16 protein-coding genes and 1 pseudogene are annotated in these 23,967 nt (G+C 41.5%); 12 read left to right on the top strand and 5 right to left on the bottom strand.

What is annotated here, in order from left to right:
• Nucleotides 1–25 precede the first annotated feature (25 nt).
• The 4 genes from pcrA (at nucleotide 26) to NSS92_RS11020 (ending at nucleotide 6,647) form a co-directional block, all read left to right on the top strand.
• Nucleotides 26–2,248, top strand: coding sequence for a DNA helicase PcrA (gene pcrA, locus NSS92_RS11035; protein ID WP_340867921.1), 2,223 nt, complete (start codon nucleotides 26–28; stop codon nucleotides 2,246–2,248).
• 44 nt (nucleotides 2,249–2,292) lie between these two features.
• The gene (gene ligA, locus NSS92_RS11030) at nucleotides 2,293–4,299 is read left to right on the top strand and encodes an NAD-dependent DNA ligase LigA (protein ID WP_046314111.1); all 2,007 of its coding nucleotides are present in this window, start codon (nucleotides 2,293–2,295) and stop codon (nucleotides 4,297–4,299) included.
• 15 nt (nucleotides 4,300–4,314) lie between these two features.
• The gene (locus tag NSS92_RS11025) at nucleotides 4,315–5,511 is read left to right on the top strand and encodes a CamS family sex pheromone protein (RefSeq protein WP_411353446.1); all 1,197 of its coding nucleotides are present in this window, start codon (nucleotides 4,315–4,317) and stop codon (nucleotides 5,509–5,511) included.
• A gap of 128 nt (nucleotides 5,512–5,639) precedes the next feature.
• Nucleotides 5,640–6,647 (top strand): phosphotransferase enzyme family protein, encoded by a 1,008-nt coding sequence (locus NSS92_RS11020; protein ID WP_267587931.1) that lies wholly within the window; start codon nucleotides 5,640–5,642, stop codon nucleotides 6,645–6,647.
• Between the two features lie 43 nt (nucleotides 6,648–6,690).
• Here NSS92_RS11020 and NSS92_RS11015 read toward each other — a convergent pair whose 3' ends face one another.
• Nucleotides 6,691–7,383 carry an MgtC/SapB family protein gene (locus tag NSS92_RS11015; RefSeq protein WP_024424547.1) on the bottom strand — a complete coding sequence of 231 codons (693 nt, stop codon included), beginning with the start codon at nucleotides 7,381–7,383 and terminating at the stop codon, nucleotides 6,691–6,693.
• Nucleotides 7,384–7,550: 167 nt separating this feature from the next.
• The gene (gene putP, locus NSS92_RS11010; RefSeq protein WP_251181374.1) at nucleotides 7,551–9,032 is read right to left on the bottom strand and encodes a sodium/proline symporter PutP; all 1,482 of its coding nucleotides are present in this window, start codon (nucleotides 9,030–9,032) and stop codon (nucleotides 7,551–7,553) included.
• Nucleotides 9,033–9,453: 421 nt separating this feature from the next.
• Here putP and gatC point away from each other — a divergent pair, with 421 nt between their 5' ends.
• The 3 genes from gatC to gatB are packed head-to-tail and all read left to right on the top strand — an operon-like array spanning nucleotide 9,454 to nucleotide 12,660.
• Nucleotides 9,454–9,744, top strand: a complete 291-nt coding sequence (gene gatC / locus NSS92_RS11005; RefSeq protein WP_024424549.1) for an Asp-tRNA(Asn)/Glu-tRNA(Gln) amidotransferase subunit GatC — start codon at nucleotides 9,454–9,456, stop codon at nucleotides 9,742–9,744.
• Between the two features lie 14 nt (nucleotides 9,745–9,758).
• Nucleotides 9,759–11,216: an Asp-tRNA(Asn)/Glu-tRNA(Gln) amidotransferase subunit GatA gene (gatA, locus tag NSS92_RS11000; RefSeq protein ID WP_034282808.1), complete on the top strand. Its 1,458-nt coding sequence runs from the start codon at nucleotides 9,759–9,761 to the stop codon at nucleotides 11,214–11,216.
• A 13-nt stretch (nucleotides 11,217–11,229) separates the two neighbouring features.
• The gene (gene gatB / locus NSS92_RS10995) at nucleotides 11,230–12,660 is read left to right on the top strand and encodes an Asp-tRNA(Asn)/Glu-tRNA(Gln) amidotransferase subunit GatB (RefSeq protein WP_048239988.1); all 1,431 of its coding nucleotides are present in this window, start codon (nucleotides 11,230–11,232) and stop codon (nucleotides 12,658–12,660) included.
• 179 nt (nucleotides 12,661–12,839) lie between these two features.
• Here the strand turns inward: gatB and NSS92_RS10990 are convergent, their stop codons facing one another.
• Nucleotides 12,840–13,685, bottom strand: a complete 846-nt coding sequence (locus NSS92_RS10990) for a TetR/AcrR family transcriptional regulator (RefSeq protein ID WP_340867912.1) — start codon at nucleotides 13,683–13,685, stop codon at nucleotides 12,840–12,842.
• A 131-nt stretch (nucleotides 13,686–13,816) separates the two neighbouring features.
• Between NSS92_RS10990 and NSS92_RS10985 the strand changes: the two genes are divergently transcribed.
• Nucleotides 13,817–17,041, top strand: a complete 3,225-nt coding sequence (locus NSS92_RS10985; protein ID WP_340867910.1) for an efflux RND transporter permease subunit — start codon at nucleotides 13,817–13,819, stop codon at nucleotides 17,039–17,041.
• Between the two features lie 31 nt (nucleotides 17,042–17,072).
• Here the strand turns inward: NSS92_RS10985 and NSS92_RS10980 are convergent, their stop codons facing one another.
• Nucleotides 17,073–18,026 (bottom strand): nucleoside hydrolase, encoded by a 954-nt coding sequence (locus NSS92_RS10980; protein ID WP_260775421.1) that lies wholly within the window; start codon nucleotides 18,024–18,026, stop codon nucleotides 17,073–17,075.
• A 181-nt stretch (nucleotides 18,027–18,207) separates the two neighbouring features.
• On the opposite strand from NSS92_RS10980, the gene NSS92_RS10975 reads away from it, so the two are divergent.
• Nucleotides 18,208–19,116 (top strand): diacylglycerol kinase, encoded by a 909-nt coding sequence (locus NSS92_RS10975; protein ID WP_024424554.1) that lies wholly within the window; start codon nucleotides 18,208–18,210, stop codon nucleotides 19,114–19,116.
• A gap of 61 nt (nucleotides 19,117–19,177) precedes the next feature.
• Nucleotides 19,178–20,557: a 23S rRNA (uracil(1939)-C(5))-methyltransferase RlmD gene (gene rlmD, locus NSS92_RS10970; RefSeq protein WP_340867902.1), complete on the top strand. Its 1,380-nt coding sequence runs from the start codon at nucleotides 19,178–19,180 to the stop codon at nucleotides 20,555–20,557.
• A gap of 700 nt (nucleotides 20,558–21,257) precedes the next feature.
• Here rlmD and NSS92_RS10965 read toward each other — a convergent pair.
• Nucleotides 21,258–21,830, bottom strand: coding sequence for a hypothetical protein (locus NSS92_RS10965; RefSeq protein ID WP_340867900.1), 573 nt, complete (start codon nucleotides 21,828–21,830; stop codon nucleotides 21,258–21,260).
• Between the two features lie 518 nt (nucleotides 21,831–22,348).
• On the opposite strand from NSS92_RS10965, the gene NSS92_RS10960 reads away from it, so the two are divergent.
• Nucleotides 22,349–23,323 (top strand): tRNA dihydrouridine synthase, encoded by a 975-nt coding sequence (locus NSS92_RS10960; RefSeq protein ID WP_041108655.1) that lies wholly within the window; start codon nucleotides 22,349–22,351, stop codon nucleotides 23,321–23,323.
• A gap of 107 nt (nucleotides 23,324–23,430) precedes the next feature.
• Nucleotides 23,431–23,880 (top strand): annotated as a pseudogene (locus tag NSS92_RS10955) (SMI1/KNR4 family protein); the annotation flags it as partial.
• Nucleotides 23,881–23,967 lie beyond the last annotated feature (87 nt).

Below are 23,967 nucleotides of genomic sequence, written 5' to 3'. Positions count from 1 at the left end.
TAAGTTCGAATTGGCGGTGAATGGAATGAATGAAATATCGAATCATCTATTAGAAGGGCTGAATGACGCACAGAAAGAAGCAGTCAAAGCAACAGACGGTCCTTTATTGTTGATGGCAGGAGCAGGAAGCGGGAAGACACGGGTGCTCACACATCGAATTGCCTACTTAATGGCAGAAAAGCATGTGGCGCCGTGGAACATTTTAGCGATTACATTTACAAATAAAGCAGCACGTGAAATGCGTGAACGTGTTCAGGCTATTTTAGGGCCTGGCGCAGATGACATCTGGATCTCTACGTTCCACAGCATGTGTGTCCGTATTTTAAGACGCGATATTGACCGCATTGGTGTGAATCGCAACTTCTCTATTTTAGACACATCTGACCAGCTTTCAGTCATTAAAAACATTTTAAAAGAACGGAATATCGATCCTAAAAAGTTTGACCCACGCAGCATTTTAGGCTCCATCAGCAGTGCGAAAAACGAACTCATTGACGCAGAGGAATACGCCAAAACAGCCGGTGATTTCTATGATCAAGTGGTCAGCGACGTCTATACAGATTATCAAAAGCGTCTACTCAAAAATCAATCACTCGACTTTGATGATTTAATTATGATGACGATTCGTCTGTTTGAGCGCATCCCTGAAGTATTAGAACACTATCAGCGGAAATTCCAATATATTCATGTGGATGAGTATCAGGATACGAACAGAGCGCAGTACATGCTTGTGAAACTGCTCGCGCAGCGTTTTCAAAATATATGTGTTGTCGGTGACTCGGATCAGTCTATTTATCGCTGGCGCGGAGCGGATATTACAAACATTCTCTCCTTTGAAAAAGATTATCCATCCAGTGAATTGATTCTGCTTGAACAGAATTACAGATCGACGAAACGCATTTTGCATGCCGCAAATACGGTCATTCAAAACAATGCAAACCGGAAGCCGAAAAATCTTTGGACAGAAAATGATGAAGGGGCGAAGATTGCCTATTATCGCGCAGATAATGAATTTGGTGAGGGTCAATTTGTCGCTGGAAAGATTCATCAGCTTTATCAGAGCGGTAAGCGCAAATTATCCGATTTTGCGATCCTTTATCGGACCAATGCCCAATCTCGTGTCATAGAGGAAACATTATTGAAGTCAAACATTCAATACAACATTGTCGGCGGCACGAAGTTCTATGACAGAAAAGAGATCAAGGACATTTTGGCATACTTACGCCTCGTGGCAAACCCAGATGACGATATTAGTTTTGCACGAATTGTCAACGTACCAAAGCGTGGAATCGGTGCGACATCTGTTGATAAAATTGCAGCATATGCGGAGATGAATGACCTGTCTATGTTTGAAGCACTTGGTCAGGTGGATTTCATTGGACTGAGTGCAAGAGCAGCCAATGCGCTTGATGAGTTCAAACAGCTCATTGATCAAATGACGAACATGCAGGATTATTTATCTGTCACTGAATTAACAGAAGAAATTCTAGAGAAAACAGGCTATCGTGAAGCGCTGAAGCTCGAAAAAACGATTGAAGCACAAAGCCGCTTAGAAAATATTGACGAGTTTTTATCCGTCACTAAGAACTTTGAAGAACAGAATGAGGACAAGTCACTTGTGACCTTCCTGACAGATCTCGCCCTTGTCGCAGACATTGATAAGCTGGATGAGAATGAAGAAGAAGATCAGGATGCCGTCATCTTAATGACTCTTCACGCCGCAAAAGGTCTAGAATTCCCTGTTGTTTTCTTAATGGGGATGGAGGAGGGTGTCTTCCCGCACAGCCGTTCATTAATGGAAGATGCGGAGATGGAAGAAGAGCGCCGCCTCGCTTATGTAGGCATCACACGGGCTGAAGAAGAGCTTTATTTATCAAGTGCAAAAATGAGAACACTTTTCGGCCGGACGAACATGAACCTTGAATCAAGATTCATTCGAGAAATACCAGCCGATTTATTGGACAACCTAAATGAGAAAAAAGAAACAAAAACACCGTTTGGCCAAACAAGAGAAAGACCGCAACGACGGGGTCCTGTCTCACGTCCACAAACACAAACGATTCAAAACACAGGCGGCGGCAGTATTGGCTGGGCTGTGGGCGATAAAGCGGCCCATAAAAAATGGGGCGTTGGTACGGTTGTGAGTGTGAAAGGCAGCGGAGACAGTACAGAGCTTGATATTGCCTTCCCAAGCCCTACAGGCATTAAGCGTCTTCTCGCAGCATTTGCACCAATCGAGAAGCAATAAACTGATAGGACTGACAAAACGGATGAATTGAAAGGAAGAAGCAGATGGATAAAGAAGCAGCGAAACGCCGGATCGAGGAACTGCACCAGATTTTGAATCAATACAACTACGAATATCATACACTTGATCGTCCAAGTGTTCCTGACGCTGAATATGATGCGCGGATGCGTGAGCTGATTTCTCTGGAGGAAGAGCACCCTGATTTAAAAGCAGCGGATTCTCCTTCACAAAGAGTAGGCGGTGCTGTTTTAGACGCTTTCCAAAAAGTGCGTCACGGCACACCAATGCTCAGCCTTGGGAATGCGTTTAATGAACAGGACCTTCTTGATTTTGACCGCCGGGTTCGTCAAGCAGTCGGTGACGATATCGCATACAATGTCGAGCTGAAGATTGATGGACTCGCTGTTTCTCTCCGTTATGAAAATGGCGTGTTTGTCCGAGGAGCTACCCGCGGCGACGGAACAACGGGTGAGGATATTACTGAAAACCTCAAAACGATTCGTTCCATCCCGCTTAAAATCAAACGCCCTCTGTCGATTGAAGTGAGAGGCGAGGCATTTATGCCAAAACCTTCTTTTGAAGCATTAAATGAAAAAAGAATACAAAACGAAGAAGAGCCTTTTGCAAACCCGCGTAATGCGGCTGCAGGTTCACTTCGTCAGCTTGATACGAAAATTGCAGCGAAACGAAACCTTGATATATTCGTCTACAGTATAGCGGAGCTTGATGAAATTGGTGTTGAAACGCAAAGCGCAGGACTTGATCTTCTCGACGAACTTGGCTTTAAAACAAACAAAGAAAGACGGATGTGCCAAACGATCGAAGAAGTCATCGACCTCATTGAAACATTAAAAGTAAAGCGTGCCGATTTTTCATATGAAATCGATGGAATTGTCATTAAAGTCGATTCACTCGCTCAGCAGGAAGAACTCGGCTTTACAGCAAAAAGCCCGCGCTGGGCGGTTGCGTACAAGTTTCCGGCTGAAGAGGTCGTAACGAAGCTGCTTGATATTGAACTAAGCGTCGGGCGAACAGGCGTGATTACACCAACAGCGATTCTTGAGCCTGTCAAAGTAGCAGGGACGACAGTGCAGCGTGCGTCTCTTCATAATGAAGATTTGATCAAAGAAAAGGATATTCGCTATTTTGATCAGGTGATTGTGAAAAAAGCCGGCGATATTATTCCTGAAGTCGCAGGTGTCCTTGTCGATCAGCGTACAGGTGAAGAAAAGCCGTTTCACATGCCAACTGAATGTCCAGAGTGTCATAGTGAACTGGTGCGAATCGAAGGCGAAGTGGCCTTGCGATGCATCAATCCAGAATGTCCTGCCCAAATACGTGAGGGACTCATTCACTTCGTTTCCCGTAATGCAATGAATATTGATGGGCTTGGCGAGCGGGTCATTACACAGCTCTTCAAGGAACAGCTCGTCTCTCGTGTGTCAGACCTTTACCGATTAACGAAAGAAGAGCTGATTCAGCTTGAACGAATGGGCGAAAAATCTGTCGACAATTTACTGCGTTCGATTGAGCAGTCGAAAGAAAACTCTCTTGAGCGTTTACTATTTGGACTCGGCATTCGATTTATTGGCTCAAAAGCGGCAAAGACCTTGGCAATGCATTTCGAAAACATCGATCAATTAAAGCAAGCGACGAAAGAACAATTACTTGAAGTCGACGAAATTGGTGAAAAAATGGCTGATGCCGTCGTCACGTACTTTGAGAAAGAAGAAATACTCGATCTGCTGAACGAACTAAAAGAGCTTGGAGTCAATATGACCTACACAGGGCCAAAGCCGGTAAAGGCAGAAGAGAGTGATTCCTACTTTGCAGGAAAAACCATTGTGCTGACAGGAAAATTAGAAGAAATGGCTCGAAACGATGCAAAAGCAGCGATCGAAGCGTTAGGCGGCAAGCTGGCAGGTAGTGTGAGTAAAAAAACAGATCTAGTCATTGCCGGAGAAGCAGCGGGAAGCAAGCTGACAAAGGCAGAAGAACTCAATATTGAAATTTGGGACGAAGCTAAAATGCTCGAGGAGCTAAAGAAATAAGAGGAGTGTTTTCTATTGAAAAAGTTGTTATTGCTGCTGACAATGCTCACACTGGTATTGTCAGCGTGTGCACCTTTTGGGGGAAAGGAAGAGGAAGAGGTCACACAAAAAACGGATGAAACGAAGGAAACAAAGGAAACAGCCATCATCCCGATGTACAATATCTCAGACTCCTATTACAAAATGGTGCTGCCGTTTAAACAAGGAGCTGCGAGAGGTTTAACAGCGGAGCGTCTCAACACACGCTTGGACATTGATGAATTTGAAACAGGACTCATGCGCCTCGCAACAGAGTCATTTAATACAAACGACTATCTTTTCCAAGAAGGACAGCATTTAGATGAGGACACCGTTCTCAGCTGGCTGGCACGCAAAAAAACAGGCAGTGATCTGAAAAAGGCAGAAAAAGAAGATAAAGACTTTAAGAATCTAGGCTTAAATCCTGCTCTTCCAAACTCAGGTTCAACAAAGTCTAAAAATGAAAATAGTCCAATTTACTTAGCTTCAATGCTAGAGCATAATTACTTGATTCGAAAAGACAAAAACAGCTTACAGCTTGGCGGAGTTGTCATTGGTCTTGCGCTGAACTCTGTTTATTATTACCGTGAAAAGATCGGTGACCCGCAGCAAGAGGTGACCATCGATTCATCGAAAAATTCAAAGAAACTTTTGGCAGAGGGTGAAAAAATCGCTGAACAAGTGATCAAGCGCATTCGTCAAATGGACGGACTGCAAAAAGTGCCTGTCATGATTGCCCTTTATAAGCAAGCACCAAAATCATCTATCGTTCCAGGTAACTTTATCGCCAAAACGGATGTGAAAGCAGGCTCCGCTGATATCGGAAATTGGGATACGATCAAAGAGGAGAATGTATTCTTCCCTTCAGATAATGCGAAAAGCAGCTACAAAGATGATTCAGAGCGATTTGACCGCTTCAAGACAAAGGTCGAAGACTACTTCCCGAATTACACTGGTGTTGTAGGAAAAGGTTTTTACAAGAACGGCAACCTGCAAAAAATGAAAATCGAAATTCCAATGCAGTTCTATGGAAAAACGGAAGTCGTAGCCTTCACACAATATTTAACTGGGGAAGTTATGGATTACTACAAGAGTACCAATATCGAAATCAACATCACATCTTCTGATCAACAAGAAGCCCTGATCACGAAAAATGCTGAAGACAAAGAACCAACTGTTCATATATATGACTAAATAAGAGGGATTTCCAAACTCTTGTCAAAATATTAGTAGAAACCAAGAAGAAAGGCAGGTATGTTGATGCTCGTATAATGCTGATTACCGTCAAAAACATGTAAAAAGACGATAAAAGGAGAATCAGCATGCATAAAGAAGTAAAAGCACGATACGATGAACAGAAAGTCTTAAAGAAAGCGGCTCATTTGTATGACTTTCAGCTTGACCAAGTCACATTTCTAGCCGATGCAGAAAATTATGTGTATGAATATAAGGCAATGAATGGGGAGAATTATATATTAAAAATCACCCATACCATTCGTCGTTCACCCACATATATTTTAGGAGAAATGGACTGGATTCGATTCCTGTCTCATCATGGTATTTCCGTAGCAAAGCCGATTTCATCAGCTAGAGGAAAAGACGTTGAAACCATTCCTGATCAAGCCGGAGGCGCATTTTTACTCCGTGTGTATGAAAAAGCACCGGGGAGAAAAGTGAATGAAGGAGATTGGAATGGGCAGCTGTTTGAAGCGTTAGGGTCCTATACAGGTCGAATGCATCAAATAACAAAACGATATCAAGTAAAAGATCCTCGCTGTAAGCGTCAAGAGTGGTATGAAGAGGAGCAATTAAAGCTTGATCAATATATTCCATCTGATCAAACGGTTGTGTTGCGAAGAAAAGATGAACTGATGCAAAAGCTTCACCAGCTCCGAATTTCGAAGGATGTGTATGGGCTGGTGCATGCCGATTTGCATCACGGGAACTTTCATTATCATCAAGGAGAGATTATCGCATTTGATTTTGATGATATTGGATATCACTGGTTTATCAATGATATTAGTATTTTGCTATACAATGTTCTTTGGTATCCAGTGATTCCATATGATGATAAAGCTGAATTTACGGCAGAATTTATGAGTCATTTTCTAAAAGGCTATCGACAGGAGAATGAGCTTGATGACGCGTGGCTGGCAACAATCCCTGATTTTCTCATGCTGCGTCATATGCTTATTTATGGGCTTTTACATCAAGCATTTGATCTCCAAACATTGACTTCTGACGAAAAAGCCATGCTGTCATGTTTTCGAAAGGAAATTGAGCAAAAAACACCAATTACTCCTTTTGACTTTCAACAGCTGGCACGATAAAAGAAACCCCTTGCTATGTCAAACAGCAAGGGGTTTTTTATGACTACACCGTATCACACTTCACGCCAACGACGCCTTCTAGATCTTTAATATCAAAGTACACATCGGTTGTATAGCGGTCTTTATGCACGCGTACGCGTACTTCCATAATCGGATAGTCCTTTTCTTTTAAATCATCAATTCGTACAGAATGAATGCGGATATTGAGGGCTTTCATTTCTTTTAAAATATCGGTCATGCGGTTTCGGTCAGAAAGAGACATTCTGATGCGGATTTCTTTTTCCTGCAGGCGAATCGGTCCGATTCGCTGGAAGAGCCATGGTAGAAATTCGACACTAATCAGAATAAAGAAAAGACTGAGGAAGGCTTCTTTATAAAATCCTGCACCTGTTGCAACCCCAAGTCCTGCTGCTCCCCAGATCATCGCAGAAGTCGTGAGTCCTGAGATGACATCATTGCTTTTTCGAAGAATCACACCTGCTCCAATAAAACCAACACCAGATATAATTTGCGCCGGTAACCTGAGTGGGTCCATTTGAAGCTTAGAGACTCGAGGGAAATTGTAGGCTGCATCAATGCTGATGATGGTTAAGACGCAGGAGCTGACAGCAATGACAATACACGTTTTTAAGCCGAGGGGCTTTTTCTTCAGCTCTCGTTCAAGCCCGATAATCAGACCGATTAAGGTGGCCACGGCTAATTTTAAGACTGTATCCCATTCAATTGTCCAAAACATGCGTATCGCTCCTTCACTTCATGTACGTTTCACAACATGTATATGATCTTCTCACAGCCCATATGGCTGCACAACTCTTATTTTATTCAGTTTCTGGAGAAAGAAAAGCTTTTTATTTTATTTAAAAAGAGAGTCATCCGCATAGGGCAGATGACTCTTCATGTTCTTTATTTTGTTTCTTCTTCAAGATGATCTTCCATTTTGTGAAATAGCTGTTTTGATGCTTTTGACGGCTTACTTGTCAATAAGCTCACAATAATGGCAGCTAATCCGCTTAGCGTAAAGCCTGGAATCATTTCATAAATACCTGTGGCATGGTTGAGGCCTGTCGTAATCCATGTGAGAACGACAACCGCACCAACGATCATTCCTACTAGGGCACCATGATGATTCATTCGTTTCCAGTATAGGCAAAGCAAGATGACTGGACCGAATGAAGAACCAAATCCTGCCCAAGCATAACCGACAAGGTCAAGAATGGTGTCACTTGGGTTAAGTGAAAGGCATAAGGCAATCACAGCGACAACGAGTACAGACATCCGGCCAATCATGACGAGCTCTTTGTCTGATGCTTTTTTTCTAAAGAACGTTCTGTATAAATCCTCTGTCATCGCACTTGCTGTGACAAGCAGCTGAGACGAAATTGAACTCATAATCGCAGCTAAAATGGCAGAAAGTAAAAATCCAGTGATATATGGGTGGAACAATACTTTCGAAAAGACGATAAAGATGGTTTCAGGGTCAGCAAGGTTCATACCCGTTTCATGAACATATGCAACACCAACTAAACCGACAGACAGTGAACCAATCACTGAAATAATCATCCAGCTCATTCCGATTCGGCGTGCTGGTTTTAAATCTTTTACAGACGTAATGGCCATAAAGCGCACGATAATATGCGGCTGTCCAAAGTAACCTAGTCCCCAAGCAAGGAAGGAAATAATGCCAATGACGCTCGTTCCTCTAAAAATATCTAGCAATTTAGGGTCAATCTGTTGAATATCTTGGAATGTAGCAACAGGTCCGCCTAATTGTGTAAAGGCAACGATCGGCACGAGCACTAATGCTAAAAACATGATAGCTCCTTGGACAAAGTCCGTTAAGCTCACTGCCAAAAATCCGCCGAACAATGTATACAAAATGACAATACTTGATGTCAAAATCAGTCCAAACATGTAGTGAGCACCGAATGCTGACTCAAATAAACGTCCGCCTGATACCATCCCAGACGATGTATACAGCGTAAAGAAAATTAAAATGATGACGGCTGAAACAGCTTTTAATAAAGCAGAAGATCCTTTGAATCGTTTATCAAAGAAATCAGGAATCGTAATCGCATCATCCGCAATTTCTGTATAAGAACGTAAACGAGGTGCAAGAATGAGGTAGTTCAAGTAAGCACCAACGATTAAACCAATGGCAAGCCAGGCTGTCGATAAACCGGTTTTATACATTTCACCTGGAACACCCATCAGCATCCAGCCGCTCATATCCGCAGCACCTGCTGAAAGGGCTGTAACGAATGGGCCAAGCCCGCGTCCACCAAGCATATAATCATTTAAATCATGTGTTTTCCTGAATGCATACCAGCCAATGGCAAGCATTCCGATAAAATAAATAGATAAGGAAATTGTAACTTCAATACTCATTTTGTGTTCTCACCTTTTTCGTATTAATTTGACATCACCTCAATCAAAATATACAGAAGTGCGATGGCAGCATTTTGCTTGACTGTCCAGCTCACTGCTATGGTTACTTAACCTAACAGAGTATTCCCAAGTGATCAACCTGCCTAAACCTCTTCATTTTGAAGAAAAAATGTAAAGATTGGTGATAAGAATCAATGTGTAAACGTTTACAAAAATAAACAAAAGTAAAAATTTTCTGAAAAATAAAAGTCACCTGATGAATATTTCCTTTATCGGTTTGATAATAAAGATATTTCAATAGAATGGCCCTTTCACTGCACCTGCGTAAAGTTGCTTTAGAACAGTAAAATTTGATATGATAAAGTGTATATGACTTATGATCATGACCACGAGCACGCATCATTTTTGGAGGTGAACCTGCATGTCAAGAATTTCAATAGAAGAAGTCAAGCACGTTGCGCATTTAGCAAGGCTTGCCATTACAGAAGAAGAAGCTGAGATGTTTACAGAACAGCTTGATAGCATCATTTCATTTGCAGAGCAGTTAAACGAGGTAGATACGGAAAACGTTGAACCTACTACACACGTATTAAAAATGAAAAACGTCATGAGAGAAGATGTTCCGAATAAAGGTCTTTCCATTGAGGCAGTCGTCAAAAACGCGCCTGATCATAAAGACGGCTATATTCGTGTGCCATCAATTTTGGACTAAAGGAGGCCCGAGACATGTCACTGTTTGATCACAAAATTTCTGAATTAAAAGAGCTTTTACATAAAAAGGAACTGTCTGTTTCTGATTTAGTGGACGAGTCTTATAAACGAATCAATGAAGTAGACGGGAAAGTACAAGCATTCCTTGCACTGGACGAAGAAAAAGCACGTGCGTATGCAAAGGAATTGGACGAGGCAGTTGGTGAAAAGGACGAGCTTGGTCTATTGTTTGGTATGCCGATCGGTGTGAAAGATAACATTGTTACAAAGGATTTGCGTACAACAGCTTCAAGTAAAATCCTGCAAAACTTTGATCCGATTTATGATGCTACCGTTGTGAACCGTTTAAGAGAGGCTGAAGCAGTCACAATCGGTAAATTAAACATGGACGAATTCGCAATGGGATCTTCTACGGAGAACTCAGGCTACAAAGCGACGAAAAACCCATGGAATTTAAACACCGTTCCAGGCGGATCAAGCGGTGGATCAGCAGCTTCTGTTGCAGCAGGTGAAGTACCGTTCTCACTTGGTTCAGATACAGGCGGTTCTATTCGTCAGCCAGCATCTTTCTGCGGGGTTGTGGGTCTTAAGCCGACATATGGCCGTGTATCCAGATACGGATTAATCGCATTTGCTTCATCATTAGATCAAATTGGTCCGATTACACGTAATGTAGAGGACAACGCCTATGTTCTTCAAGCGATTGCTGGTGTCGATCAAATGGACGCAACAAGCGCAAATGTCGATGTTCCAGATTTTCTTTCTTCATTAACTGGCGACATCAAAGGTCTGAAAATCGCTGTGCCGAAAGAATATCTAGGAGAAGGCGTTGGCGAGGAAGCAAAAGAGTCTGTTCTTCAAGCGTTAAAAGTATTAGAAGGACTTGGTGCTTCGTGGGAAGAAGTGTCTCTTCCGCATTCTAAATATGCGCTTGCGACTTACTACTTGCTGTCTTCTTCAGAAGCATCTGCAAACCTTGCACGTTTTGACGGCATCCGCTATGGCTACCGTACAGATAATGCAGACAATCTCATTGATTTATACAAAAATACTCGTTCTGAAGGTTTCGGAGACGAAGTGAAGCGCCGCATCATGCTTGGTACATTCGCGCTAAGCTCAGGGTATTACGATGCGTACTATAAAAAAGCGCAAAAAGTCCGTACATTGATCAAAAAAGACTTTGAAGATGTTTTCGAAAAGTATGATGTCATTGTAGGACCAACAACACCAACTCCTGCATTTAACATTGGTGAAAAGACAAGCGATCCGCTGACCATGTATGCAAACGATATTTTAACGATCCCTGTTAACCTTGCAGGCGTTCCAGGAATCAGTGTGCCTTGTGGATTTGCAAATGGCCTTCCGTTAGGACTGCAAATCATCGGCAAGCACTTTGACGAAGGAACAGTGTACCGCGTGGCTCACGCTTTTGAGCAAGCAACAGATCATCATAAAGCAAAACCTGAACTGTAAGGGGTGAATTAGAATGAACTTTGAAACGGTAATTGGACTTGAAGTCCACGTAGAGCTAAAAACACAATCGAAAATTTTCTCAAGCTCGCCGACACCTTTTGGTGCAGCTGCCAACACGCAAACAAGTGTCATCGATCTTGGGTATCCTGGCGTACTGCCTGTACTGAACAAAGAAGCGGTGAACTTTGCGATGAAAGCGGCCATGGCGCTGAACTGTGAAATCGCAACAGATACAAAATTTGACCGTAAAAACTACTTCTATCCTGATAACCCAAAGGCGTATCAAATTTCTCAATTTGATAAACCGATCGGTGAAAACGGCTGGATTGAAATTGAAGTAGAAGGCAAAACAAAACGAATCGGTATTACGCGTCTCCATTTGGAAGAGGATGCAGGGAAACTGACGCACACAGGCGACGGTTACTCACTCGTCGATTTCAACCGTCAAGGCACACCGCTTGTTGAAATCGTATCTGAGCCAGACATTCGTACTCCAGAAGAAGCGTATGCTTACTTAGAAAAATTAAAATCCATTATTCAATATACAGGCGTTTCTGACTGTAAGATGGAAGAAGGCTCACTTCGCTGTGATGCCAACATTTCTCTTCGCCCAATTGGCCGTGAAGAGTTTGGTACAAAGACAGAGCTCAAAAACTTGAACTCATTCGCTTTCGTACAAAAAGGCCTTGAATTCGAAGAAAAGCGTCAAGAGCAAGTATTGCTTTCTGGCGGATTGATCGAACAGGAAACCCGCCGTTATGACGAAGCGTCTAAAAAGACGATCCTGATGCGTGTCAAAGAGGGCTCTGATGATTACCGCTACTTCCCAGAACCGGATTTGGTGGAGCTGTACATTGATGACGAGTGGAAAGAACGCGTAAGAGCATCTATCCCAGAGCTTCCAGACGAGCGCCGCAAACGCTACATCGATGAGCTTGGACTTCCTGCATACGATGCAATGGTACTCACGCTGACGAAAGAAATGTCTGATTTCTTTGAAGCGACCATTTCAGAAGGTGCAGAAGCGAAGCAAGCATCGAACTGGCTCATGGGTGAAGTATCTGCTTACTTAAACTCTGCTCAAAAAGAGCTGGACGATACAAAGCTAACGCCGCAAGGACTTGCTGGCATGATCCAACTCATTGAAAAAGGAACGATTTCCTCTAAGATTGCGAAAAAGGTATTCAAAGAGCTCATTGAAAATGGGGGAGATGCAGAAACAATCGTCAAAGAAAAAGGACTTGTCCAAATTTCTGACGAAGGTGCGCTGCTCAAACTTGTCACAGAAGCACTTGATAACAACCCGCAATCAATTGAAGACTTTAAAAATGGTAAAGACCGCGCGATTGGTTTCTTAGTCGGACAAATCATGAAAGCATCGAAGGGCCAAGCTAACCCGCCGATGGTGAACAAGATTCTCCTTGAAGAAATCAAAAAACGTTAAATAGCAAAAAACCGCCTGATGAAATAGGCGGTTTTTTTTGCTTGAAATGACAGGGTCTTATCATAGATTCAGACCACCGCCGTATATCAATTTAGAGAATCTTTTCTTATAATGAAGCATAAGCGAAAGTGCACATTCGAAGGGGAAAGGTGAGCTAAATCAAAAAACAGCACGTCATGTTACTGAAGAAACAGCTTCAATTGCTCCACTGCTCTTAGAACAGCAGGCTCCTCACACTTTTCTAAATTCGTCAGCATTCCTTGGATGACTGGCTTACGAGGTTCAGCTTTTGCCAGCTCTTCTTCAATCACTTCAATGGATACAACAGTATCTTCAGAAAGCAGATGCTTCAGCTTTAACAAACGAAGCTCCTCTTGAAGGGAAGCAGCACTCGGCGCTTCATCGTCCCAAATGGTTTTCTTCAAAATTGGCTTCGTCTGAGAACGAAGCAAGCCTTGGACCAGATCATCAAACCGTTCGAGTATAAAGGATGATAGCTCATCAAATGATAATTGCATTTGATCCTGTAAAAGCAGAACCTGCACATACGATTGAATAATTCCTTGAATCATGACTGACAGGTCAGTTATATATGGTTCGATCTCCTGTCCATAAGTGGTCAAGATAGAAATTTGAATTTCATCGTTCATTTGCTTTTTCACAGTTTTTGAATACTTTTTAATTTGCTGGTTTTCCGGAATAATGTTCTCGCTGAGGATCAGAATGATAAAATCCTTGTTCTCAGCAAAGTGCTGAAACTGTTCAGAGATTTGTTTCTGAAAGATCTCTCTCGGCGCGAGATGCTGATTCTCTTTTCGAATCATTTCGATAGTTTGCATCGAACTGTCGATATAATATTCAAACGCTCGGTTGAAAAGCTGTTCTTTTGATTTGAAATGTAAATAAAATGCGCCTTTTGATATTCCGCATTCATCTGCAATTTCCTGAATGGTCGTAGAAGAAAAACCCTTTTTCGCAAACAATTGGATGCTCGCTTTAATGATTTTTTCTTTTTTTTCGTTCATGAAATAAGGCCCCTTCAGCTTTAGAATGTTACGTCAAACGCAAGTGAAATGGTTGACGGCATTGTATATCACCGTTTATTATGATATAGAATGACCAGTCAGTCAATACATAAAGGAAAATGGAGGACATAATGAATTCGATCATCAATTTTGTATTAAAGAATAAGTTCGCTGTATGGCTCATGACGATTATCGTAACAGTTGCTGGTCTATATGCCGGATTGAATATGAAACAAGAATCAATCCCAAATATCAACACTCCAGTCATTACGGTTTCTACAACGTACCCTGGCGCAACGCCGGACGAAGTATCAGATAAGGTGACAGATCCAATTGAAAAGTCGATTCAAAACCTCAATGGGGTCAACGTGGTCACTTCTAATTCTTTTGAAAATGCATCATCCATTCAAATCGAGTACGATTACAACAAAGACATGGATGAAGCAAAGAAGGAAATCGAAGACGCTATTAACAATATCGATTTTCCTGAAAATGCAGAAAAACCTAAAATCGCACGCTTTAGTATTAACGCGATTCCAATTTTAGCTCTTAGTGTCTCTGGTGATAAAGAATCATTACAAGACCTTACACAAAAAGTAGAAAATGACCTCGTTCCTACACTTGAAGGATTAGACGGTGTCTCTTCTGTCGAAGCTTCAGGACAGCAAATCAAAGAAGTGGAATTTTCGTTTAAAGAAAAGAAACTAAAAGAATACGGTTTAGATGAAGAAACCGTCCAAAACATGATCAAAGGCTCTGATGTGAATGTGCCATTAGGTTTATACACATTTGGCAACAAACAAAAATCAGTTGTCGTGGACGGCAATATTTTAAGCGTCAAAGATTTGAAAAACATGCGAATTCCAGTCACACCAAGTGCAGGCGGCGGTGCGGGAAGCGCTGGAGCTGGAGCACCTTCTAGCGGTTCAGAAAACGCAGGTGCGCAAGGTGCGGAGCAGCAGGCTGGAAGTGCAAGTCAGCAGCAAGCAGCAGCTCAGCAGCCAACAGGTGGAGGTGCAGCAAGCAGTCAATCTGTAGAGCTGCCGACGATCAAGCTATCTGAGATAGCAGATATTAAAGTCGTAAAAGATGCAGAATCGATCTCTAGAACGAATGGTAAAGACAGTATCGGTCTGCAAATTGTCAAAGGCTCTGATGCCAACACAGTGAGTGTAGCAGAAGAAGTCACAAAAGAGCTTGAGAAATTCAAAAAAGACAACAAAGGCATCAAAGTAAGCACCACATATGATCAAGCAGAGCCGATTAAAGAGTCTGTTAGCACAATGCTGAACAAGGCGATCATCGGAGCAATCTTTGCGATCATTATCATTATGTTGTTCCTTCGAGATATCAAATCAACATTAATTTCGGTCATTTCCATTCCGTTATCTCTGTTGATTGCTGTTTTATTATTAAATCAGTTGGATATTACATTAAATATCATGACACTTGGTGCCATGACCGTCGCCATCGGGCGTGTGGTCGATGACTCGATAGTGGTCATAGAAAACATCTATCGACGAATGGCGTTAAAGGATGAACCTTTAAAAGGCAAGGCACTCGTCAGAGAAGCCACAAAAGAAATGTTTATCCCAATTATGTCTTCGACGATTGTGACTATTGCAGTATTCTTACCGTTAGCATTAGTAGGTGGAATGATTGGTGAACTATTCATCCCATTTGCCCTAACAATTGTGTTTGCGTTGCTTGCTTCACTGCTAGTCGCTATTACAATTGTTCCAATGATGGCACACACTCTATTTAAAAAGAACCTGTACGGCACAGCGAAAAAGGTAAAAGAACATAAACCAAGCAAGCTTGCTGGCGGTTATAGACGTGTACTTAATTGGACACTCAACCATAAATGGATCACATCAGGAATTGCCATTCTTATGCTTGTCGGAAGCTTATTCTTAGCACCACTTGTCGGTGTCAGCTTCTTACCACAGGAAGCAGAGAAAACGGCCATGGTGACATACACGCCAGAGCCTGGACAAACGAGAGAACAAGCAATTGATGAAACGAAAAAAGCTGAAGAATATTTGATGAAACGGGACCATGTCAATACAGTTCAGTATTCACTAGGCTCTTCAAATGCCATGACAGCAAGTGTTGGCGGTAACTCTAACGGTGCATTATTCTTCGTACAATATGATGATGACACGCCAAACTTTGATAAAGAAAAAGATCGCGTGGTCAAAGCTCTGCAAGATAAAGCATCTAAAGGGGAATGGAAATCACAAGACTTCTCATCTGCTGGTGCAAGCAATACTGTGACGTACTATGTGTACGGGGATAAAGCAAGTGATATTGAAGGCACAGTAAAAGATGTTGAGAACATCTTAAAAGATGAGAAAAACCTGAAAAATGTCAGCACAAGCTTATCAGAGAAATACGATGAATATACGTTTAATGCAGATCAAGAAAAACTAGCGAAACTAGGTCTAACTGCTTCACAAATCGCTCAAGCGATTGCACCTCAAAATAGTGAAACAACACTGACGAAAGTCACAGAGGACGGCAAAGAACTTGATGTGAAGCTTCAAACGGAAAAAGATGAATATAAGAGCAAAAAAGATTTAGAAAATAAAAAGATCACCACACCAACAGGGCAAGAAGTCCGAATTGGTGATGTCGTCAAAGTAAAAGATGGTACGACAGCAAATACGGTGACAAAACGTGATGGGAAAATCTACGCAGAAGTGTCTGGTGACATGACAACAGACAACGTCTCAAGTGTAACGCAGGATGTTCAGAAGAAAGTCGACAAGCTTGATCTGAAATCTGGCGTAACGATTGACACAGGAGGCGTAAGTGCGGATATTGAGGAATCCTTTACACAGCTTGGTCTCGCAATGCTTGCAGCAATTGCCATTGTGTACCTCGTTCTCGTCATCACATTTGGCGGAGGTCTTGCACCATTTGCGATTCTATTCTCACTACCATTTACGGTAATTGGTGCGCTGCTTGGATTGTTTATAGCAAAAGAAACCATCAGCTTAAATGCCATGATTGGATTGCTTATGCTGATCGGGATCGTTGTGACCAATGCCATTGTCTTCATTGACCGCGTCATTCATAAAGAAAACGAAGGTCTTTCAACAAGAGAAGCATTACTGGAAGCAGGTACAACAAGATTACGACCAATCTTAATGACGGCACTTGCAACGATTGGTGCACTGCTGCCACTCGCATTAGGATTTGAAGGCGGAAGCCAGATCGTATCAAAAGGACTTGGTGTTACCGTAATTGGCGGTTTAACAAGTTCTACACTTCTCACATTGGTTATCGTCCCAATCGTGTATGAAATGTTAAGCAAGTTTAGACGTAAGAAAAAGTACGCAGATGAAGAATAAGAGGAAGCCCCGCCAATGAGCGGGGCTTTTTTTATTTTGAAATCTGACAAACAGCTTTTCTCATAAGCTCTTCAAATGCGTGGAAAAAGGCATCACGATCGACATGGTCAATCACTTGAATTGATTTTCCATCTGGATGCTCTTCAGTGCGACCTTGCTTTGGCGTCTCGGTATAAACGATCGCATTAACTTCTTTTGAACGGGTAAATGATGTAGATGCAAGAGTAATCGTTGTCAGCACATCCCATAAGTAATACGTTGAATTGGTTTCATGATGAATGAGCGGCGGACAAAAGGCGTAGCACTGTCCGATAAAATCTATTCCAATATGAGAACGAAGGGAAGCCCAGCGCTGACGTACATCAAGTGTAAGCGGGACTTGATTTGTACTTTCAAGTGCAACCATTTCAATAGGAAACGGTTCCTGAAAGACAGTGCTCACAGCATAAGGGTCCCAAAATGCATTCCATTCTGCTGTCCCGTCATGCTCGGGCTCTTCAACATTGCCTTTTTTAAGGAACGTGCCGCCCATCCACACCAATTTCTCAATTTTATTAGAGATAGAAGGATCTTCTTCTAAAGCGCGTGCAAGGTCTGTGAGCGGACCAGTAAAGAGCAGGGTGACAGGTTCTTTTGCCTTCTTAACGGTTTCAATCAGGTGAAGGTGTGCTGGCAGCTTGGACACCTTTGTATCAACAGTGCCTTTTTCGTTTAAAATTGGCAGAGCATCTACATAAAAAGCATGCATGCGCCACTCCTTCGGAAATGGATTGACGCCTCTAGAAGTTGAAGCAGCGACTTCAATTTCATAAGGGCTGAATCGATCAATGATTTTTTGAGATGCACTGAGAGCAGGCTCTAAATAACAATCAGCAGGAATCACAGACATTCCGATGACTTTCAGATGTTCCATTTGAAGGAGAAGAAATAAAGAGACGAGGTCATCAACACCGCCGTCATGATTAAAATAGACAGGCTTTTTCATCGCATATCATCCTTTACAGCGTTTTCTTTTATCTTATCAGAATGCTTTCTTGCTGCGGGAAATGTGGTAGGAGATTTCACATATTAGGTGGTTGTTTTGTTGCCATTTTCAAATCTCATAGTATAATTAAAGGTTGTTAGTGGTGAAAATAGATTGCATAATGAATATAGGATGATGATGAATGAAACGTGCTCGAATTATATACAATCCGACATCTGGGCGTGAACTCTTCAAAAAGAATTTGCCGCAGGTTTTGCAAAAATTTGAACAAGCTGGCTATGAAACTTCTTGTCATGCGACGACATGTGCAGGAGATGCCACGCAAGCAGCAGAAAAAGCCGCACAGAGAGATTTTGATTTAATTGTAGCAGCAGGTGGAGACGGCACGATCAATGAAGTCGTCAACGGACTAGCACCGCTTGAAAAAAGACCAAAACTAGGAATTATTCCAGTTGGAACAACAAATGACTTCGCAAGAGCACTTGGAATTCCACGAGAAGGTGTTTTGAAAGCGACAGATGCCATTATTGAGGGTGTAGCGAAGCCGCTTGATATCGGTAAAGTCAATGGCCATTATTTTATTAATATTGCTGGCGGCGGCCGGTTAACAGAGCTCACCTATGAGGTGCCTAGTAAACTGAAGACCATGCTTGGACAGCTTGCTTATTATTTAAAAGGCATGGAGATGCTTCCTTCTATCCGCCCGACAGAAGTCGAAATTGAATATGACGGCAAATTGTTTCATGGAGAAATCATGCTGTTTCTTGTTTCACTCACAAACTCAGTAGGCGGCTTTGAAAAACTAGCGCCAGATTCCATTTTAGATGATGGGATGTTTGACCTGATCATTCTAAAGAAGGTCAATCTAGCAGAAGCCATTCGAGTGGTCAGCCTTGCACTGCGAGGCGAGCATATTCATGATAACAATGTCATCTACGCAAAAGCGAATCGCGTGAAGGTAGATGTAAAAGATAAAATGCAATTGAATTTAGATGGTGAATACGGCGGCATGCTGCCAGGTGAATTTGAAAACCTGTATCGCCATATTGAATTTATTGTGCCAAAAGCAACAGCTGAAAAAATAGGGTGAAGACTGAACTTGGTTCCTTATGGCGGCCAAGTTTTTCTTTGCAAATGAGGTGATAAAATTGGTGAAAATGAAACCGCCTGTTGAAAAGAATGAATACTACAATGTAACCTTCGAAGACTTAACGCATGAAGGTGCAGGTGTAGCAAAAATTGAAGGATTCCCTGTCTTTGTACCGAATGCCCTTCCCGAGGAACAAGGGAAAATCAAAGTCACACGAGTCAAAAAAGGATTTGCTTTTGGACGACTCATGGAGCTGACAAAGGAAAGTCAGCACAGGCAAGATGCGCCATGTCCCATTTACAAGCAGTGCGGCGGCTGTCAAATTCAGCATATGAGCTATGAAGGCCAGCTGCTATTTAAACAGAAACAAGTAAAGGACGTTTTAGAGCGGATCGGCAAGCTTGATATGAGCCGTGTAAAAGTTCATCCTGTACTCGGCATGGAAGACCCTTGGAATTACCGAAACAAAGCACAAGTTCCAGTTGGTGAACGAGAAGGCGGACTTGTTGCAGGATTTTATCAGCAGCGTACCCATGAAATCATTGATATGGAAAAATGTTTGATTCAGCAGTCAGAAAACGACGAAGTGGTACAGGCAGTAAAAGACATATGCAATGCGTTTGGCATCAAAGCATATAACGAAGAGCGGCACAAAGGCTGGCTGCGTCATGTGATGGTTCGCAACGGTATTACAACAGGTGAAATGATGGTTGTGTTTGTGACTAGAACGGCTGACTTTCCGCAAAAGCAGCAGGTGATTGAGCAGATTATAGCACGCTTCCCACATGTTCGGTCAATTGTACAAAACGTGAATTCAAAGAAAACAAATGTCATTTTCGGTGACGAAACAACCGTTTTATGGGGCGAAGAATACATTTATGACACGATTGGCGACATCAAATTTGCCATTTCAGCCCGCTCATTTTATCAAGTGAACCCCGCCCAAACAAAGGTGCTTTACGACAAAGCGCTTGAATATGCAGAGCTGCAAGGCGAAGAAACCGTGATTGATGCCTACTGCGGAATCGGTACGATTTCCTTATTTCTCGCACAAAAAGCAGGCAGAGTATATGGGGTTGAAATTGTCCCAGAAGCAATTGAAGATGCAAAACGCAACGCTGCCTTAAACGGAATCAATAATGTTGAATTCGCAGTCGGCGAAGCAGAAGCCGTCATCCCAAACTGGTACAAAGAAGGCATCAAAGCAGACACCCTCGTCGTCGATCCGCCAAGAAAAGGCTGTGACGAAGCACTGCTTGACACCATTTTAAAGATGAAACCAAAACGAGTTGTTTACGTCTCCTGTAACCCAGGAACGCTAGCTCGTGATTTGCGCATTCTTGAAGATGGCGGGTATGTTACAGAGGAAGTGCAGCCTGTGGATATGTTTCCGCATACCTCACATGTGGAATGTGTAGCAAGTCTTGTGATTAATCAGTAATTGAGACATCCCGATTTCGTGAAAAACATCGATATCGGGATGTTTTTATTTTTGCTTTCCCTCCGTTAGAATGAAAAATTCACTCCTATAATTTGAAGAGTCAAACAGAAATTTGGTAAAACAAATTCTCTTTGAAAAGTAGTTTTATCTAAATTACGTAATTTGTAACGTTCCAATAAAGGCTTTATATGTTTTTCAATTGTAATTTTACGGTCGTATTTAGAATTTTTAACCTGTTACCTCGCCTTTTCTTGCTCCAGTGGAAGCTAGAAAGAGGATCATAGAATATTGTGTGTCCCCACAAGCTGTTTGAAACAGTTTCAAAGTCGGAATCAACTATTACTCACACAAGTAAAAAACCGACTGTTAAACCAATAAAAGCAGTAACATCCAAAACAGTATTAAAGCCTGCTAAAAATTCATATGGATTGCTAACAAACATTTTAAAAGTCACAAAGCTTCTTACTAAGAGATCAGCTGTAAAAATCTGTATAGAAAGCGTTTACTACAACCCGGACAAATGGCGCTATTATGGACAATAGGGGATGTGGTCAAACATAGAAGTTGATGCATGGTTTTGCTGCTGATGGCATCTATGGTCTGAAGACTAAAGCAGTTTTAGAAATTCTATTAAAATAAAACTCAATAGACATATCAATATAGATAGAAAAAGCTATGAATTAAATAACCCCCCTCCTCTTTATTGGATGGGGGGATCTTCTTCTATGTTCTGATTCTTTTGATCAAGTGCAGAGGATATGATATCAAGACCAATGTATAAAAAGCTAACAAAGAAAGATAAAATTAATACACCATTCCCCCATATAGAAACTTCAATTATCTTTAAATTTAGTACATATTTAATCGTGAAGTAAATAAGAGCCCACGAAGCAAAAAATTCTAAAATATAAGTTATCCATTTTGGGAACTTCAACAAAAAAATGATTCCCTTCCCTATAAATAAAATGATAAATGACCAAAAAATCACGATAATGCTAACTAACAACGAAAAGGTGATCAAAGAAAGTAATGAATCATAAGTGATGTATTCACTGAAAAGAAAATTCACTCCCAATGATACTAGGTAAAGCATGACAGTTGGAAGGGCAATAACAATACTAAGGGAAAAACATATTAGTAAAATAAGAAGAACGGCAACAAAAGCGCCAGGTGCTTCATCTACAATGTTTTTCTTTTTGAAAAAAGTATAGAGCATGATAGATACTAAAAGGAGCACTAAAAAAGTCATTAAAATAACGTAAGAAAAAGACATGTTGACCCTCCATAAAAAGCACTGTTTAGCACTTATTGTTTATTTAAAGAAGATTAATAATGAATTTGCCATAGTTTTAGCAAATTTTAATAAAAGCATAGTGAACTGTTTTTATGTCCACTTTTCTCCTTTATCCATATAGATCTTTACTATAAGATAATAATTACTCCTTTCTATAAAATACACAAAAAACGTAATAATATCCATATTAAGGTTGAATGGTATTTTTGCTATTTTTATAATGTGATATTTGTCGATTTCAATTATGAAATAATTGAGGTTTCTTTTCATTAGTTTGGCGAATGCCTTACCTTCTGCCATTGAATGACACGTTTCCCAGCAGCACTTTTGAAAGGCGTTTACGTCTCCTCAAATTTTTGATATTTTATAAAGTGCTGATAGCATTTTGTGATTGTTCATTTTATGCTCCTTTTGCGTTGAATCCTAACTAAAGTATATAATGATAAAAGAAGGACATGCCCTTTAGGCGCTATGTCATGAGAGGAATTGGATGAAAGATGAGTAAAAATTTCTGGCGTGATTTACCGCGGCCATTTTTTATATTAGCACCAATGGAAGAAGTGACAGATGTTGTGTTTCGTCATGTTGTGAGTGAGGCGGCGAGACCGGATGTGTTTTTTACAGAGTTTACGAACAGTGAGAGCTATTGCCATCCTGATGGCATTCAAAGTGTGAAAGGGCGTTTAACGTTTACAGAGGATGAGCAGCCGATTGTTGCTCATATTTGGGGAGACAAGCCTGAGAACTTTAGACAAATGAGCATTGGAATGGCGGAAATGGGATTTCAGGGGCTTGATATTAATATGGGCTGTCCTGTCCCGAATGTCACGCAAAACGGAAAGGGCAGCGGCTTGATTCTTCGTCCAGACGTTGCGGCAGAGCTGATTCAAGCGGCAAAAGCAGGGGGATTACCTGTCAGCGTCAAAACAAGACTTGGTTTTACAGAAGTCGATGAATGGCGCGGGTGGCTTAGACATATTTTGGAGCAAGATATTGTGAATTTATCGATCCACCTTCGTACAAGAAAGGAAATGAGCCAGGTGGATGCGCATTGGGAACTCATTCCTGAGATCAAAAAACTTCGTGATGAAGTAGCACCTGATACTCTTTTGACGATCAATGGCGATATTCCTGATCGTCAAACAGGCTTAAAGCTTGCTGAACAGTATGGAGTGGACGGCGTGATGATTGGGCGCGGGATTTTCCATAACCCATTTGCTTTTGAAAAAGAGCCGAAGGAACATACAAGTGATGAACTGCTTGGTCTATTAAGATTACATCTTGACCTTCATGATCAATACTCATCACTAGGTTTGCGTCCATTCAAGGCACTGCACCGTTTCTTTAAGATTTATGTAAAAGGATTCAGAGGAGCGAGTTTCTTAAGAAATCAATTAATGAACACATCATCAACAGATGAAGTGCGTGCAATGCTGGATGAGTTTGAAGCGAGAAATCAAGAACAATCATGACCAACAAGAGGAGGGGAAACCCTTCTCTTTTTTTATTAAATAGGACTATTAAACTAGTTCGCTTAAATGGTAAAATGAGATAGAAATAACAATTGGAGGTATTTTATTTGAAACCATTTTGGGATAAAGACAGAGAAAGTGAAGAAACATTTAAGAAAATCAATGAGAAAGGCATTGCAAAAGCGGAAAAGAAGCTAGGCGTCATCTTGCCGGATACATATAAGAAACTTATCCTCGAACAAAATGGCGGGTATACCCTGCATAACGCTTTTCCAACGGACCAGCCGAATGGGTGGGCAGAGGATCATGTATCATTTGATCATTTAAGAGGAATTGCCAAAGATGAAGGCATTATGGATAGTGATTATTTAATAGAAGAATGGGAGTTGCCTGAGGGACTTGTGCTCATTTGTGGGGATGGTCATACGTGGATTGCATTGGATTACAGAGAAACGAAGGAACATCCACCGATTCACTACTTTGATCTAGAAGATGAGACGGATTTTAAATTAGCGGATTCGTTTGATGAACTGATTGCGGGGCATTATACTGCTGAATAACATGAAAAGGTCAAGGCAGCCGCATGTAGATATATTTCATTAAATCTGTTGTTATACAGTGTTTTTTGAGAGAGACAAAAGAGT

This window comes from Bacillus sp. FSL M8-0166 (assembly GCF_038008825.1).
GTDB lineage: Bacteria > Bacillota > Bacilli > Bacillales > Bacillaceae > Bacillus > Bacillus safensis.
This window is presented reverse-complemented; position numbering and strand designations above follow the sequence as displayed.

Coding starts and splice junctions, on each gene's coding strand:
- pcrA (WP_340867921.1), top strand. CDS start 26: ATGAATGAAATATCGAATCATCTATTAGAAGGGCTGAATGACGCACAG.
- ligA (WP_046314111.1), top strand. CDS start 2,293: ATGGATAAAGAAGCAGCGAAACGCCGGATCGAGGAACTGCACCAGATT.
- NSS92_RS11020 (WP_267587931.1), top strand. CDS start 5,640: ATGCATAAAGAAGTAAAAGCACGATACGATGAACAGAAAGTCTTAAAG.
- NSS92_RS11015 (WP_024424547.1), bottom strand. CDS start 7,383: ATGTTTTGGACAATTGAATGGGATACAGTCTTAAAATTAGCCGTGGCC.
- putP (WP_251181374.1), bottom strand. CDS start 9,032: ATGAGTATTGAAGTTACAATTTCCTTATCTATTTATTTTATCGGAATG.
- gatC (WP_024424549.1), top strand. CDS start 9,454: ATGTCAAGAATTTCAATAGAAGAAGTCAAGCACGTTGCGCATTTAGCA.
- gatA (WP_034282808.1), top strand. CDS start 9,759: ATGTCACTGTTTGATCACAAAATTTCTGAATTAAAAGAGCTTTTACAT.
- gatB (WP_048239988.1), top strand. CDS start 11,230: ATGAACTTTGAAACGGTAATTGGACTTGAAGTCCACGTAGAGCTAAAA.
- NSS92_RS10990 (WP_340867912.1), bottom strand. CDS start 13,685: ATGAACGAAAAAAAAGAAAAAATCATTAAAGCGAGCATCCAATTGTTT.
- NSS92_RS10985 (WP_340867910.1), top strand. CDS start 13,817: ATGAATTCGATCATCAATTTTGTATTAAAGAATAAGTTCGCTGTATGG.
- NSS92_RS10980 (WP_260775421.1), bottom strand. CDS start 18,026: ATGAAAAAGCCTGTCTATTTTAATCATGACGGCGGTGTTGATGACCTC.
- NSS92_RS10975 (WP_024424554.1), top strand. CDS start 18,208: ATGAAACGTGCTCGAATTATATACAATCCGACATCTGGGCGTGAACTC.
- NSS92_RS10965 (WP_340867900.1), bottom strand. CDS start 21,830: ATGTCTTTTTCTTACGTTATTTTAATGACTTTTTTAGTGCTCCTTTTA.
- NSS92_RS10960 (WP_041108655.1), top strand. CDS start 22,349: ATGAGTAAAAATTTCTGGCGTGATTTACCGCGGCCATTTTTTATATTA.